This is a genomic window from Streptomyces sp. NPDC047971, assembly GCF_040653355.1.
Classification (GTDB): Bacteria; Actinomycetota; Actinomycetes; order Streptomycetales; family Streptomycetaceae; genus Streptomyces.
Window position 1 is genome coordinate 342,200 of sequence record NZ_JBEZNW010000001.1, and the last position, 15,767, is coordinate 357,966.

Genomic DNA, 15,767 nt, shown 5'->3' on the forward strand with positions numbered 1-15,767 from the left:
GGGTCAGCGGGATTATCGTGACATAACGCTCTAATTCTGGGTGCGGATTACGCGTGAGCACCCAGCACGTTCGCTGCAGCGCACACCGTGTGGTCCCCAACTGGTCCCCAAACCCACTGCACTAGCGGCCAGGCTCTGCTTGCACACGTCCGATCAGGCTGCGTGGCCGCCGCCTTCGACCCCGCCGACCACGCGGTCACGTAGATCCGCCTCGTCCTGGAGGAACCGTCGGGAGCCTGAAAACCGTCTCCCTTTGGGGCCCTGATCACACGGAGGGGAAGCGCGCCATGGAACTGACCGAAGAAATAGCCGCATACCGTGATGGCAGGGGTGAACCCGGCCGCCTGGTGGGCGAGTTCCGGCGCGCGGTGCTGCTCGCCCCGTTGGAGGCCGGGGCCGACGGAGGTCTGATGTCCGCCGTCCAGGGCGGTGTCCGATGGCTGTACGCGTTCACGGACAAGGCGGCGCTCGCCCGCTTCACGCAGGCGCGTGGGGCCGGGGACCGGGAGTGGGAGTACCTCTCGATCCTCGGCGCGCGTCTGGTCGACGTGATCGTCCCGATGGTCGACGGTCCCGCGGGGGTCGCGGTGAACGTGGCTGACGAGGACGGTTCGATGGTGTTCCCGCCGGTCCTGGGCATCGTGCCCGATGCCTGCGCCGTCGACCGTACGGACGCCGCCTGATGGCGGGCGACCCGGACCTGGAGCTCTCGCCCGCGGCCGTCGCGGGCATCCAGAAGGGCCTGCGCGCGGCCTTCGCGGAGCTGCGCGAGTTCTCGGATGCGGCTGGCGCCTCCCAGGGCGCCGGTTTCAGCGACCTGGCCATGACCGGCATGGAGACCGGGCACATGGGTCTGGCCACCGACTACGAGGACTTCTGCGAGCGCTGGGAGTGGGGCGTGCGCAACCTTGTGCAGAACGCGAGCGTCCTCGCGCGCTCCCTCGGCATCGCCGCCGGCTCGGTGTGGGAGGAGGACCAGTACATCCAGGGCGCGTTCAAGGTCGTGGCCAACGCCGCGTACGGCAATCCGCACGCGAGCGAGGACGAGATCGAGCAGAAGGCCTGGGGCGACATCTTCCGGGCCGACGTCTACAAGCCGGACTACAGCGCCGAGTCCTTCGAGAAGAGCCGCGAGGACATCAAGCAGACCTGGTCCGACACAGGGGACAAGCTGACCTCCTCCGGAAAGGTCGGTTCGCTGAAGGACCTGCTGGACCAGGCCGACGGGGGTGGTAACTGATGGGCTGGAGGGACTTCGTACCGGACTCGGTGGAGGACTGGGCCGAGGACCGCGCCGAGGACCTCGGCGATGCCGTCGAGTGGACCGGCGACAAGGTCGCCGACCTGGCGGAGGACGTCGGTCTCGACGAGGCGGGCGACTGGATCCGCGACAAGAGCCGCTCCGCCGCCAACCAGCTCGGCGCGGACGTCGCGGAGCTGGAGCTGGGCCAGACCGAGGACCCGAAGAAACTGGTCTACGGCAGCGCATCCAAGATCCGCGCGCAGGTCTCGCACCTGAGCGATTTCGAGCTTTCGTTCACCCTCGTCGGCAACGGCATCAAGGCCCTCCAAGGCGACGGTCTGAAGGGTGAGTCGGCGGACGCCTTCCGGGAGTCCATAGCCAAGGAGCCACCGCTGTGGTTCAAGGCGGCCGAGTCCTTCGGCAAGGCCGCCGACGCCATGAACCGGTTCGCGGACACCGTGGAGTGGGCTCAGGGCCGGGCGAAGGAGGCTCTGGAGGAGTACAACAGGGCCAAGAAGGTCTCGCAGGACGCGCGGAACGCCTACAACAAGTCGATCGACGACTACAACAACGCGGTCGAGGCGAAGAAGGACACCCTGCCGCCGAGGCCGTCCGAGACCTTCACCGACCCCGGCGTCTCGCTGGCCAAGGCCGCCCAGGACAAGCTCGACAACGCGCGCAAGCAGCGCAACGAGGTCGCCGAGACGGCCCGTACGGCGGTCCGCGCGGCCCGGGACGCGGCCCCGCCCAAGCCCTCGTACGCCGAGCAGCTCGCAGACGGCCTGGATTACCTGGAGCTCGCCAAGACGCATCTGACGGGCGGCGTCCTCAAGGGCGCGGCCGGCCTCGTCAACTTCGCCCGCTCGGTCAACCCGACGGACCCGTACAACCTGACCCACCCCGCCGAGTACCAGACGAACCTCAACTCTCTGGCCGCCGGTCTTGTCACCACGGCCAACGACCCGTGGGGCGCGGGCAAGCAGATGCTCGACGAGTTCATGAAGGACCCGAACGAGGGCGTGGGCAAGCTCCTGCCCGAACTCCTCGGTTCCAAAGGTCTGGGCGCGGCGGGGAAGGGCGGATCGGCCGCCCGGCGTCTGGACGACGTGGACGGTCCGGGCCGCCAGGAGACGGACAGCAAGGGCCCGCACCACGGCGAGCGGCCCGACCCGGACAAGTCCAGCGAGCGCACCGACCCCGTCGACCTCGCCACCGGCCGCATGTACCTCCCGCAGACGGACGTCGTCCTCCCCGGCGCGTTCCCCTTCGCCTTCAAGCGGCGCGCGGAGTCGGGCTACCGGGCGGGCCGCTGGTTCGGCCCGACCTGGTCGTCCACGATCGACCAGCACCTGGAGATCGACGCCAAGGGAGTCGTCCTGGTGTCCGAGGACGGTCTCCTCGTCGGCTATCCGCATCCCGCGCCCGGTGTGCCGGTGCTGCCGGTGTCGGCGTCGGGGCCCCGTCGCCCGCTGGAGCGCACCGCGGACGGCGACTGGACGCTGACCGACCCCCTGACGGGGGACGTCCGCCGCTTCGCCCCGCCGGCGGACGGCGCCGAGAACGGCATCGCGCCGATCGTCCAGATCGAGGCCCTGGGCGGCCACCGCATCACCTTCGAGTACGACGAGCACGGCACTCCGCTCGGCATGGCGCATTCCGGCGGCTACCACCTGCGTTTCGAGACCGCCGACGGCCGGATCACCGCCCTGCACCTGACCGGCGGCGGCCGCGTCCTCGCGTACGGCTACACCGACGGGAACCTGACGGAGGTCACCAACTCCTCGGGGCTGCCGCTGCGGTTCACGTATGACGACCGCACCCGCATCACCTCGTGGACCGATACGAACGACCGCCGCTACGAGTACGCCTACGACGATCTCGACCGGTGCGTCGCGGAGGGCGGCGAGGCGGGCCACATCGCCCTCACCTTCCGCTACCACGAGGCGGACCCGCGGACCGGCCTCCGGATGACGCGGGTGACCACGGCCGCCGGGCACACCCGCGGCTACCTGATCGACGAGCGGTACCGGGTGGTGGCCGAGACCGACCCGCTCGGCGCAGTCACCCGGTACGAGTACGACGAGCGGGGCCGTCGGGTCGCGCACACCGATCCGCTCGGCCACACCACCCGCACCGCCTACGACGACGCCGGCCGCCTCGTCTCGTACGTCCGGCCCGACGGCCGGGAGGCGCGAGCCGAGTACGACGAGCTCGGCCGGCCGGTCAAGGTCGTCGCCGTGGACGGCTCGGTCGTCCGCCAGACCTACGACGAGCGGGGAAACCGCACCTCGGTCAGCCGCCCCGACGGGACGGTCACCCGGTTCGGCTACGACGGGCGCGGCCACCTCAGCACCGTGACCGACCCGCTGGGAGCGGTCACCCGGGTCCGCACCGACCGGGCGGGGCTGCCGCTCGCCGTCACCGACCGGCTCGGCGCCACCACGACGTACGAGCGGGACGCCTTCGGGCGGGCCACCGCGGTCACCGACCCCCTGGGCGCCGTCACGCGCATGGAGTGGACGGTCGAGGGCAAGCCGCTGCACCGGACCGGCCCGGACGGCGGCCGGCGCTCGTGGACGTACGACGGCGAGGGCAACTGCCTGACCCGTACGGACGGTCCCGACGGCGCCACGGTGCACTTCGAGTACACCCACTTCGACCTGCTCGCCGCCCGGACCGACGCGGACGGCACGCGGCACGAGTACGCGTACGACGCCGAGTTGCGGCTGACCCAGGTCCGCAACCCGCAGGGCATGACCTGGGAGTACGCCTACGACCCGGCGGGCCGGCTCGTCCGGGAGACCGACTTCGACGGTCGTGCGCTCGACTACGCGTACGACCCGGCCGGCCGGCTCGTCACCCGCACCGACGCCCTCGGGCAGCGGATCACGTACGACCGCGATGCCCTGGGGCACACCGTCCGCAAGGACGCGGGCGGCACGGTGACGACGTACGAGTACGACGTGTTCGACCGGCTCGCCGCCGCCGTGCGCGGGGACAGTGTGCTGACCCGGCTGCGCGACCGGGCGGGCCGGCTCGTCCAGGAGACGGTCGACGGCCGCACCCTCACCTACACCTACGACGCCGTGGGCCGCCGCACCGGCCGGACCACCCCGACGGGGGCCGTCGCCGCGTGGGACTACGACGCGGGCGGCCGCCACGACGCCCTGACGACGTCCGGCCGGCGGATCGGGTTCACGCACGACGCCGCGGGCCAGGAGCTCAGCCGCACCTACGGAGACACCGTCACCCTCGGCCATGCCTGGGACGAGGCCGGCCGGCTGGTGGAGCAGCGGCTCACGGGCCCCGGGCAGGACGTGGTGCAGCGCCGTGGGTACACCTACCGGTCGGACGGGGTCCTGACCGGAATCGACGATCTGCTGGCCGGACCGCGCAGCTTCGATCTCGACCCGCGGGGCCGGGTGACGGCGGTGCACGCCGAGAACTGGACCGAGCGCTACGCGTACGACGAGGCGGGCAACCAGTCCTCGGCGTCCTGGCCCGGCTCCCATCCCGGAGGCCTGGACGCCACCGGACCACGCACCTACGAGGGCACCCGGCTGATCGGCGCCGGACGGGTCCGTCACGAGTACGACGCCCTCGGCAGGGTCGTGCTCCGTCAGAAGGCCCGGCTCTCGCGCAAGCCCGACACCTGGCGCTACGAGTGGGACGCCGAGGACCGCATCACGGCCGTGACCACGCCGGACGGGACGCGCTGGCGGTACACGTACGACCCGCTGGGACGGCGTACGGCCAAGGAACGGATGACCCCCGACGGTCTGGAGGTGGCCGAGCGAACGGTCTTCACCTGGGACGGCAGCGTGCTGTGCGAGCAGACCAGCACATCTGCGGAGGCCGATCGGGTGATCGCCGTGACCTGGGACCACCGCGGTCTGCAGCCGCTCGCGCAGACCGAGCGGATCCTGACGGCCAGCCAGGAGGTCGTGGACGAACGGTTCTACGCCATCGTCACCGACCTGGTGGGCACGCCCTCCGAACTCGTCGACGAGCACGGCGTGCCGGCCTGGCGCAGCCGGTCCACGCTGTGGGGCTCCACGGCCTGGAACCGGGACGCCACGGCGTACACGCCGCTGCGCTTCCCCGGTCAGTACTTCGACACCGAATCGGGCCTGCACCACAACTACTTCCGCACGTACGACCCCGAGACCGGCCGCTACCTGAGCCCGGACCCGCTGGGCCTGGCGGCGGCCCCCAACCCGGTGACGTACGTCGCCAATCCCCACGGGTGGTGCGACCCCTTCGGGCTGGCCCCCTACTCGGACAGCACCCGGGCGGCGCAGGGCGTCGACCACCAGCTCAACGAGGCGGAGAGCGGCAAGTCGAACCACTATCTGGAGGGCATCGGCGGGGACGAGGTGAAATTGGAGAAGTACCTGCGGGGCCATCTGCAATCGCCGGCCAACTACGTCGACGACGCGACAGGTGCGCGGATCATCATCGACCGCAGCCTCGACCCGTCGAGGCCCGTGGCCATCATCCGCCAGGACCATATGATCCATGCGTACCACATCGACCCGGAGGACCTCTCCAACTACATCACTCCGCGAGACGGCAAGGACACGGCGAAGTGGCGGACCCCGAAGGACGACGAAGTGAATGAGTAGCCGCAGCGGTACACCCCAGAACCCCGTACCGGGCTGGCCGGGCTACCGTGCCGAGCCGTCCTACGATCCCGGTCAGAGCCGGGTCTTCCCGGCCCCGGTGCCGCCGGAGCTGCGGGTCCTCGGGGACGGGGTCCGGGCGGCCGACTGGCCGGTACGGCTCGCCTTCCGTGGCTCCCGGATCGCGCTGCTCGACACCCTCTGCCGCTGGCAGACGCTGCGCGCGCTGGCGTACGTGCACCTGCTGGCCGCCCGCACGGCGGACGAGCGGCTGCCGGCCGATCTGAGCGTGGTGCCCGGCCTCGAGACGGCCGGCGATCCGGGGGTGCCCGAGCTGCTGGCGCGGCTGGCGTCGGCAGCCGTGGACCTCCCGGCGGACCTGCTGGACGCGGTCGTCTGCGACAGCAGCGGACTGCTCGCGGACAACCGGTACGCGGCATCAGTGCTGGCCGCCGGACTCACCGCCGACTCCCGGCCGGTCGGCCCGGACGAGGCGGTCTCCCGCGCAGTGGTGCTCAACAGCTACTGGTACGAGGTTCCCGAGCGGCGCGGCGCGCTGGCCCTCGCGTGGAGCGCGAACCTGTTCGTCCGTTCATGGCTCGAGTGGTCGCAGCGGTTCAAGTACGGCGACTCAGCAGGCGGCATCGGCATCGCCGCCGACCCCCGCCCGCCCCGCCCGACGGCGTCCGCCCTCCCGGACTGGGCGGCCCCCCTGCTGGACCGCATCGCACGGGGGGACACCTGATCGGCGCCGTGACGTGACATCGAGTACCCGCCCGTGAGGCAGCGTGGCGCGCGCCGGCGTCGGCCGCTCAGCTGGTCCGATGCCCAGCTCACGCGCCGCTCGGTTAGCCTGCGGACGACGGCAAGTGCACACGTCGACGGGGTTCGGACGGAATGGGCGGGCCGCGCGCACCCTGGGCTTTCAGCCCACTCCCCGAGCCGAGCCGGACGCCCACTCGTCTCAATTGTGACGCCTCTCACTCCCGCGGGCGACCTGCCCCCGTGATGCGACGGGTGGCCCGGGCCGGACTAGTCATCGTGGTGGAGTCGTCCCGTCACTCGATGGCGGTAGACCACCGCAGGCGCGGGCACCCGGGTCGGGCCCGCGTGCAGTAGTCGCCGAGCCGCTCCCTGCCGGTGATCGCCGACACCGATCAACTGACCACACCCTAGAGGAGACGCGCTCTAGCAGTTGGGTCTGACAATCAGCAGGGGGAGCCGAAGAGTTTCCGCCGCGTTCAAGCCCATGGTGGAGAGGGGCTCACACGCTGGTCACCGGATGCGCTCGCCCCAACGCGGGCAACGGCCCGGGCGGGGACACCTCAGGGAGGCGGCCGGAGGTTGGCGGAATCCCGAAGGTTGTTGATCAGAGAGGCCACGCCACGCCTGAGGATTGTCGCCTGTCATACGGCACACAGGGGGGAGACGAGCGTGGACCATGAGGCGCTCACGTCGGCGGTGCGGAGGCTTTTGGACGATCCGCGCGTGGATCCGGAGCTGGAGGTGTCCGGTACCGAGGAGGCAGCACGCGCAGTACGCCTCCTCGACCAGGGGCTGCGCGAAGGACCGGGGGTCTTCCGCAGCATGGCCGAGGGCGCTCAGCGGGGCGCCGAGACGCTATCGTCAGACCCGCTCCAGGTGCTCTCCGAGTTCGTACAGAACGCCAACGATGCGAGGGCCAGCCAGCTGCGTTTCCTGTGGAGTCCAGACGCGCTGCTGATCGCCCACGACGGCGTCAGCGTGCGCATGGGCGATGTCCTACTCCTCGGTATGCCCTGGCTCAGTGGCAAGACCGCCGATGCTCAGAGCACGGGGCGTTTCGGCATCGGGCTGTCAACGCTCAGGGCACTCGCAACGACCTGGGAAGTCCACTGCCATCCCTTCCACGTGCGGTTCGCCGATCTCGCCCTGGAACCAGTCTCTCCGCCGGAGCTGCCAGAAGAGATCTCCGGACCCCAATGGACGGTCTTCCGTATCCCTCTGGAGTCGGACGCGTTGCCCGCCTCCGATCTCTTCGAATGGTTCGAGAGCTGGAGCGATGCCTCGCTGCTCTTCCTGCGGCACCTCAAACGGATCGAAGTCTCGGACGGCGAGCGCACCACTGTACTGGCCCTGTCCTGGGAGGACGCGGCACGTGACCGGGTCCCGGTCGGCGGCGCGGACACTGACGTGCGGGTGCGACACGCCACTGCGAGTGACGGAGTGGTCTGGCGGGTGTACGAAGCGCAGGTCCCGCCGCGCCCCGGCTGGGAGCGCCACCACAAGGCCGTTGGGACTATGATGCCGGTCGCCGTGGCGCTTCCCTTGCAGCCCCAGGGGCACGGCAGCGTCCACGCCGGCCTGCCTGTCGCGCCGCTGGACGCGGCTGCCCGCGTCCACGCCCAGTTCGACCCGGTCGCCAGCCGCGAGGGATTCGCCGACAGTCGCTTCAACCACCAGCTCGTCACCCTGGTCGCCGACTTATGGGAGGCCGCTGTCCGCGACGTACTCGGACGGGTGGACCCGGCTGCCTGGCACCTCATCCCCCTACCCTCCACAGCCGGGGCCACCTCACCAGACCGGCTGCAGGCGCGATGAGCGATAGGGGCGCCAACTTCACCCTGGATGACCTGATCAGCGCCGATCTCGTCGCCGTCGTGGCGAATATCGTGGCCGAGCGAAACGTGGAGGAGCGGCGCCGACGCACGGCCGCGCTCTTGCGTACGCTTGCCGGCCAGGTCACCAGTCACGACCAGGCGCGGGTTGCGATGGCATGGGCAGACCGCAAGTGGGTCGTGAAGGGCGAGACGTCAGCCATGTGGGTGTGGCGGCTGCGGGACACTGCCTGGCTGGAGGACGCCGACGGGGACCTGCGCACCCCGGCCGAACTCCAGCTCCGCACCCCGGACGCCGAAGCCCTCTACGGGCACGACAACCCCGGCTACCTCCACTTCGCCATCCATCAAGCCCTGGCGACCCGCGCCGACGTCCTCACGGCCCTCGGCGTCTCGGGCGATCCGGACGTTCCCCGACTCATGGAGCGGCTTCGCGAGCTCCGTGAACGCACTCCAGGGAACGTCGAGGTCGGCGACGGCCTGAGGGCCGAAGCGTTGCTCGTGTACCGGGCTCTGGCTAGACGCCTAACGGAACGCTCGGTCGACACCCCGCGCGCGGAGGTCGAGAAGCAGATCCGCTACGGGTTCATGGGGGAAGAACTCGTACTTACCGACCAAGGCTGGATGATGTCGGGCGCGTGCTTCCGGGGTACCGCCGTCTTGCGCGGGTTCCGCCCCTTCGCGCTCACCGGGTCGGATCTTGACCCGCTGTGGAGGGTGCTTGGTATCAGTGAGCCGGGCGCCGAGGACCTTGCCGACGTGCTGAAGGAGATCGCGCAGGCCGGCAGCGCGCCTGATGTCCGGCAGCAGCAGGTGATGCTCAATGCCCTACGTCGCCTGCGGGACCGCGTCGCGTCCGATGACGGACAGGTCCAGCTTGGGCTGCGGAACAAGTTGCGCCCGCTGCCGCTGTGGACCACGGCCGGGTGGACCCAGACCAGGCCGGTCTTCGCTGTGGACCACTCCGGCCTCGAACGCGCCCTCGCGGAACGGCTGCCTCTTTGGAAACCTGGAGGGGACGTCCAGCAGTTCGCCTCGCTGCTCGGCCTGCTACGGGTCACTCCGCTGGACGTCGTCGGCGCGCAAGTCGTCGGCGGACAGGGCCTGTCGCCGGACGGCACTCTCACTGAAGACTTCCGCCGAGCCGTCGTCGTCCTCCAGGACCTCCTTGTCCGCGACGAGCCCGAGGTGGCGGAGAATTTCACCGGCTGGACTTGGCTGGCCGGCCTGGAGGTACGGCTCCATCCCGGGCTGCGGATCCGGCTCGAACCAGGCGGCGGGCACGAGCCGATCGAGCTCCCCATCGACGCGCAGATCGACCGCGAACAAGCCACCATCTTCATCCGGTCCGTCGAGGCACTGAGCGCCAAGGGCGGTGCGGGAGCGGCGATCGCTTCCCATTTCGCTACGGAGCGGACACGCGTTGGGCACCGATGGCGAGATGTATGGGAGGAGGGCCTGGTGGAGACCGTCCGCGAGGACGCCCTCAGCTCGACCGAGCAGCAGGACCAAGAAGACCGTCAGCGGCTGGACGAGCAGCTGCGCCGACGGGAGCAGGAGAAACCGCCCTCACGTCCGATGCCGCCCGCCCCCGCATCACGCCCCGCGCCGCTACGACCCGCGAACGGCGTACCGGCGCCGCGCCCCGCTCCCGACGCTCCGCCCGCACCCCTGCCGAGCGCACCGCCGCCACCTCCGAGGCCGGAACAGTTGGCACCCGTGCGCCGCCTCGTGGGTGCGGCCGAGTTCGACAAGCGGCCCCGTAAGGTCACCCGGACCGGTACTCCGTCACTGCATCCGGGTACGTCGTCCCGATCGAGCTCCGCACGACCCGGCGGAAGCAAACGGCGGCCGTCCTCACTCCCCCAACCCCGGCCCGGCGGCGCCTTGCCACGAGAGCAGTCCGCACCGCTCGGCTACCGGGACCCGGACAAGGAGCGGCTCGTGATCCGAGCCCTACGCCAGATCCTGCGGGAGCAGGGCATCGAACTGGAGGACCAGCGCGGCGTTTCGGGACTTGGGGCGGATGCCTTTGACTCGGCCGGGCGCTACTACGAGATCAAGGCCCACGGCGGCGCCGTCCCGCCAGAACTGACCCTTACTCGTGCCGAATTCGTGCGGGCACTATCCGAAGGGGAAAAATACACCCTGGTCATCGCCTCGCATCTGGAGGAGGGCACCGGCACCCCCACCCTCCGCCTCGTGACCGACCCTGTGAACCGCTTCGAAGTCGAGCCTCCGACGGACGTCAGACTCAAGGGCATCCGGGACACGGATGTGGACTCCACACTGTACGAGTGGCCCGCTGAGGAGTGAGTAAACCTCACCCCGCCCGCAGTCAGCTTGCCTGCGGGCGGGGTACACGGATCGAGATGGCAGCTCCCGATGTTGCCGTAGCCCCCAGAGGTTGTACGCAATCGGCCTCCCACCGACATGGGCAGCCGGCCCCAAAACCCTTCGGTGACCACCTTTTGGAATGGCTATGCCGGGCCCTCCAACCTGGCATACGATCCGAATCGAAACACCTGTGACGTGGGGCTGGTTACAGGTCGTATTCGCCGGGGAGACACATCAAATGTCGTTGGAGTCTGTTGACGAGGCCAGTACCGAGGAGCTTCGCCAGATTGAGCGGGAGAAGCGCCGACAGCGACAGCTCGCCAGGGAGAGAGGCGAGATACCTGCTCTTCGGGCTCGTCGCAGAGCCGTCAATCCCGGCGATCTCGGCGTGGCAGGTGCTACACCGGATGCCCCGCCTGCACCGCTGGTGCTGCCCGCGCGCCTCGTCGCCATCCTGGATCGTGTTGGCGAAGAGGCCGGGGTCTCGGACATGTTCCACGACGTACTCATGCGAGCCGGCGGCTTGAGCGATCCGATGGAGTACGTCGCCAACGCCGTACGGGAAAGCATCTCCGCCGCATTCCCGCCCCTCGGCGCCCTCGCCCATCTTGCCGAACTCACAACGGCAGGGATGCCTGTCTTCAGCAACGACGAATCACTGCGGGCCGAAGCAATTCTCACCGGCCGCCTTCCCGCTCCCCCGGTGGATCCCTCCGAGCTGGACTCATGGCAGCTGCTCCTCGAGGCTCACGAGGCGGGTACCCGTGCCGTCCTCTCCAAAGGTGCGTGGCGCCGCGTCGTGCATACGCTCCCACTGGCCGTTGTAGACGACCTCATCGACTCCGGGAGGCTCGATGCACGGGCCGACTTGGCCAGCTGGCCGGACCGAGACGACCGCTCCCGCTATGTAACGGCCCGCGTGTCGCCGGGCGCACTCGGCGCCTCCGACGTCAAGGCCCTCGCATGGACGAGTGAGCTGCGACGGCTCGCCGTGATGGAGGGGGCCGAGGTCCTTCCGGTCGATGGGCGGCACGACGAGTGGAGTCTGCGTGCGGCGCTGCTCACCGGTGACGTCAATGCGCTCGACCAGGTAGGGCCACTCGGCGACACGCATTTCCCACCGGATCTGTCCCGGCTGGTCCGCTCGCTTCAGGCCGTACGCCGCGGAGCTGCCGTGGGACCAGAGCTGGGACATGAACCGGGACTGTTCTTCCTACTGGAGGACTGTCTCCCGCATGATCGCCTGGTGTCCGGCTCGTCCAAGTTCCACTACTGGGCCGGCACGCGGCGGCTGTACCGGCTACTCGACGAGGCTCATTGGGCCATGGCAGTTGAACCCGACATTGCACCGGACGTCCTGCGCAGCGTGGTGGAGCAGGCGATCGCTCTACGCAACGAGAAAGAGGGAGCAGGAGCCGGCAAAGCGGACCGGGAAGCACGCGCGGTGTTGGCGTATGTCTACTTCCTCACTGCTCGTCCGGGAGATCGGGACAGACTGGACCGGGCTGTCGGGCTCCTGGAAGAGGTACTCATGCGCGGTACTCGGCGTCGCGGAGGCGTGGACCCTCAGGCTCGCCGACGCATGATCCTACTCAGCGATCTGCTGCAGGCTCTGCGTCAGAAGTCGAGACCTCACGACGTCCTCAACCCGTATCTGGCCCTCTCCGTCGAGCACGGTTCGTCCGAGTGGCGCCACGGCTGGCGAAATCTGCGCGGTCAAGTCCCCGCCGAGCAGTTGGAGTACATCAACAACGCCAAGGACCGAGTCCAGCGACGCGAGATGGCCGGGCGAATGGGCAGGGAGGCTGAGATTCTGTACGAGCTTCCCCTGAACGAACAGTTCCTGCGAATCCCGCGCGTCCACTCACCTGTTCTCCAACCGCGGATACGCCCCTTGGAACGCCGCACGGACCCAAGTACGTCCGAAGAACGGAACTGGACCGCGTCCGAAGCGGCTCGGGACATCGTCAGCCGCAGCAGAATCATGAGGGAAGACCACTGATGGGCAGCAGAAACAAGAGGCAACCCCTCAACTCCATCCCCGAGTTCCAGGGGGTGCGCTCCCGTTCCAGGCCCGGTGTCGCCCGGGACCAGCCGAAGGCGCAGGGTCAACAGCCCCGGTCGTCGGGCCGACAAGCCGGATCCGACGCCAGGACGGACACGGCCACGCAGCAGACCGTCAGGAATCGGGACCTTGACGTTGCGGAGGAACCAGACGGACGCACTCCCGTGGTGGGCGACGCGCTCGCCGACCCCGGCGCGCTCTTCGAGAAGTTGACCGTGAAGTTGGCCTCTCAGGTGGACAAGGCAGCCTCCAAGGCCGGACTGAAAGCATCACAGGAGCTGTCCCGCAAGCTCACCGAAGAGCTCGACGACGCCATCCGCGTGGCCATGTCCACCGCCGACAAGGTGGGCACGCTGGTGCGTCAAGCGGTCCAGGCAGCAGTGGACGACACCCTGAGGACCGCTGTGCTCGACGCCACTCGCGTCCGCGACCAGCAGCTCGCGCAACTCGCGCTCATCGATCGCACCGCATGGGGCACAGACGACATCGAAGCTGTGCGCCTGCGCGTCGACGCCGAGATGAAGCGGGCGGGACTCACTCGTCTGACGACGCCAACCAACCTGACGCCGTTCGACGTCGTGGACTCGGAGGAGCACAACCACGCGGTCAGCTACGAGGTTCTGTCGCCGGCGTACGTCGAGACGGTGACCGGCCGCGTCGTTCAGCGTGGCGCAGTACGGCGGCTGCCGGCAGATGACACTGGCGAGTCGAAGGGCAGAGGATGACGTTCGGGATCGACTTCGGCACCAGCAACTCGGTCGTCGCGCGCTGGACGGGGCACGGCACTGAGGTGATCCGGGTGGACAGCGGGGGCCTGCCCGCCGAGTGGAACCGCCCTGGTTTCGACGAGCTGTTCCCCTCAGTGGTCTCTATTCGCGACGTGCAGCGAACGCTGTGCTTCGGATGGGCCGCGAAGTGCAGTACGGCTACACCACAGGACGCGGTCAAGCGCATGCTCGCTTCCAGGCCGAGGGCCTCCTCCGAAGAAGACGAGAGCGCCCGCCTGTCAGTGCCGGAAGAACACAACGTCTGGCTGGGCAACGAGCCCTATCGGAGTACGACGGTAGCGGCTTCCCTGTTCGACCAGATGCGGGCCGGGGTCCGCCGTAATCTTCGGGAGATGGACGAGGCCGTCGTCACTGTCCCCGCCAATGCGACCGGCGCAGCCCGCTACCGAACCCGGGCCGCGGCCCGCCTGGCCGGCATCAAGGTGAAGGCTCTCATCAACGAGCCCACCGCGGCGGCCATCAGCTACGCCCACGACTACCCCGGCGAAGGATGCTTCCTCGTCTTCGACTGGGGCGGCGGCACCATCGACATCACGGTTCTCGAGCACTACGACGGCATTTTCGACGAGATCGCCTCACGAGGGATCACGGCCCTCGGCGGACTCGAATTCGACGAGGCGCTGGTGAGGCTCGTGCTGCCCAAGCTCGGTACGCGGCCTGAGCACCTCACGCGCGCCGAAGCCCTTCGCTGGCGCCGTCATGTAGAGCTCACCAAGATCGCACTGTCCCAGCCAGGGACCACGGAGGTCCTGTTCGAGCCGCCCGGCGGCGGCCGAGCGGTGGTCATCCACCGCGAGGAGTTCGAGCAGGCCGTCGAACCTCTTGTACGGCGAGCTCTGGTACCGCTGGCGGAGTGCCTCAACGACGTCGGGCTCTCCCCCGGCGCGCTCGACGCCGTGCTGATGATCGGTGGAACTTCGCAGATCCCGATGGTCCGGCGCGAGGTCGAGGCGGCACTGGTCCGGGATGTCGTCGACGCGCGTCTATGCAACCCCATGACGGCAGTCGCCCGCGGAGCCGCGATCACAGCAGCCGAGATCGACGGCCTGGTCCCGGGGACCACCATCTCGGTGGCCGCCAGCCATGATCTGGGGCTCGCCTTCCAGGCTGGCGGCCGTCGCGGGTTCGCCACGTTGATCCCGCGCTACTCCACCCTGCCCGCACGCGGCAGCCGCAGTGCAATGCCCGCCGTTCGCGGTGCATCAAGAGTCGTCCTTGAAATCGTCGAGGGCGACAGCGCCCGTGCCGCCGATGACGAGCGCACGTTCCCGCTCGCCCGGCTCGAGCTGCCCGTACCCCAGCCCGCGGCCGATCCCTCAGCCAATCTCTTCGACGTCGACTACCGGTACGACCGCGATGGAATCCTCAAGGTCCGAGCCGTTCTGCGGCATGGGGGCCGCGAGATCCTCAACGAGGAACTCGACTGCTTCGGACCCGACGGAACGCCCATCGAGCAGGGCCTCGACCGTGAGTTGGAACGACTGCTCCGACGGATCACCGAGCCGGCTCCCAACAGCAACGCGAGGAAGACCGGTAGTTCCCGGGCGGACGCCGAACCGCAGATGGAAGAACCCAGGCCGACTGCTGCGGCTCTCGTCGTCGACGGCAGAGGAGTCATGACGGCAGGGCGCACCCCGGCATCACGGCGACCGCCAAGCTATAGGCTGCTCACCTCCGCACTCGCAGCGATCGGGCAGCGCTTCCCGGACCGGCGCATTGTCACGGTCATCGGCACGGATGTGTCCGAGGCGGTCGAGCACCATGAACGGGACCTACTGGACCAGGCCATCGCCCAAGGGAACGTAATCGCCGTTTCCTCGACGTCCTCGCACGTGGTACTTAACGTCGCGGGGCAACTCAACGCACCGGTGGTATCGATGGAGAACCTAACGCGGTTCCGCACCCCCTACCCCTGGCTGGCGGAGAAGGGGCGCTTCATCCAGATCGCCTGGGTGGACAGGCTCTGGCTGTTCCCCTGACCGTCTGGCGGGGCTGGCGGGGCACCGGGTGGCTACCACCAACGAGCTGCAAGCGCGCTCCAGGCCGTTCAGAAGTGACGCGCCGGCCCTTGGCGCGCTGACAAGGGAAACGCGCTGTTCACGGCACCTCCAGTGG

9 protein-coding genes are annotated in these 15,767 nt (G+C 69.2%); all 9 read left to right on the plus strand.

Features of this window, described 5'->3' with window-relative positions; translation table 11 throughout:
* Window positions 1-287: 287 nt before the first annotated feature.
* Window positions 288-683, plus strand: coding sequence for an SseB family protein (locus AB0D99_RS01465; protein WP_362355587.1), 396 nt, complete (start codon window positions 288-290; stop codon window positions 681-683).
* Window positions 683-1,240, plus strand: coding sequence for a hypothetical protein (locus AB0D99_RS01470; protein WP_362355589.1), 558 nt, complete (start codon window positions 683-685; stop codon window positions 1,238-1,240). The genes AB0D99_RS01465 and AB0D99_RS01470 overlap by 1 nt, the downstream gene beginning before the upstream one ends.
* On the plus strand, window positions 1,240-5,868 hold the full coding sequence (locus AB0D99_RS01475; protein ID WP_362355591.1) for a putative T7SS-secreted protein: 4,629 nt from the start codon (window positions 1,240-1,242) through the stop codon (window positions 5,866-5,868). The genes AB0D99_RS01470 and AB0D99_RS01475 overlap by 1 nt, the downstream gene beginning before the upstream one ends.
* On the plus strand, window positions 5,861-6,610 hold the full coding sequence (locus AB0D99_RS01480; protein WP_362355593.1) for a hypothetical protein: 750 nt from the start codon (window positions 5,861-5,863) through the stop codon (window positions 6,608-6,610). The genes AB0D99_RS01475 and AB0D99_RS01480 overlap by 8 nt, the downstream gene beginning before the upstream one ends.
* Before the next feature lie 689 nt (window positions 6,611-7,299).
* Window positions 7,300-8,445, plus strand: coding sequence for a hypothetical protein (locus tag AB0D99_RS01485; RefSeq protein WP_362355595.1), 1,146 nt, complete (start codon window positions 7,300-7,302; stop codon window positions 8,443-8,445).
* Window positions 8,442-10,778: a hypothetical protein gene (locus AB0D99_RS01490; protein ID WP_362355597.1), complete on the plus strand. Its 2,337-nt coding sequence runs from the start codon at window positions 8,442-8,444 to the stop codon at window positions 10,776-10,778. The genes AB0D99_RS01485 and AB0D99_RS01490 overlap by 4 nt, the downstream gene beginning before the upstream one ends.
* Before the next feature lie 259 nt (window positions 10,779-11,037).
* Window positions 11,038-12,801, plus strand: a complete 1,764-nt coding sequence (locus AB0D99_RS01495; RefSeq protein WP_362355599.1) for a hypothetical protein — start codon at window positions 11,038-11,040, stop codon at window positions 12,799-12,801.
* A 230-nt stretch (window positions 12,802-13,031) separates the two neighbouring features.
* Window positions 13,032-13,589 carry a hypothetical protein gene (locus AB0D99_RS01500; RefSeq protein WP_362355601.1) on the plus strand — a complete coding sequence of 186 codons (558 nt, stop codon included), beginning with the start codon at window positions 13,032-13,034 and terminating at the stop codon, window positions 13,587-13,589.
* Window positions 13,586-15,631, plus strand: coding sequence for an Hsp70 family protein (locus AB0D99_RS01505; protein WP_362355602.1), 2,046 nt, complete (start codon window positions 13,586-13,588; stop codon window positions 15,629-15,631). The genes AB0D99_RS01500 and AB0D99_RS01505 overlap by 4 nt, the downstream gene beginning before the upstream one ends.
* Window positions 15,632-15,767 lie beyond the last annotated feature (136 nt).

Coding starts and splice junctions, on each gene's coding strand:
- AB0D99_RS01465 (WP_362355587.1), top strand. CDS start 288: ATGGAACTGACCGAAGAAATAGCCGCATACCGTGATGGCAGGGGTGAA.
- AB0D99_RS01470 (WP_362355589.1), top strand. CDS start 683: ATGGCGGGCGACCCGGACCTGGAGCTCTCGCCCGCGGCCGTCGCGGGC.
- AB0D99_RS01475 (WP_362355591.1), top strand. CDS start 1,240: ATGGGCTGGAGGGACTTCGTACCGGACTCGGTGGAGGACTGGGCCGAG.
- AB0D99_RS01480 (WP_362355593.1), top strand. CDS start 5,861: ATGAGTAGCCGCAGCGGTACACCCCAGAACCCCGTACCGGGCTGGCCG.
- AB0D99_RS01490 (WP_362355597.1), top strand. CDS start 8,442: ATGAGCGATAGGGGCGCCAACTTCACCCTGGATGACCTGATCAGCGCC.
- AB0D99_RS01495 (WP_362355599.1), top strand. CDS start 11,038: ATGTCGTTGGAGTCTGTTGACGAGGCCAGTACCGAGGAGCTTCGCCAG.
- AB0D99_RS01505 (WP_362355602.1), top strand. CDS start 13,586: ATGACGTTCGGGATCGACTTCGGCACCAGCAACTCGGTCGTCGCGCGC.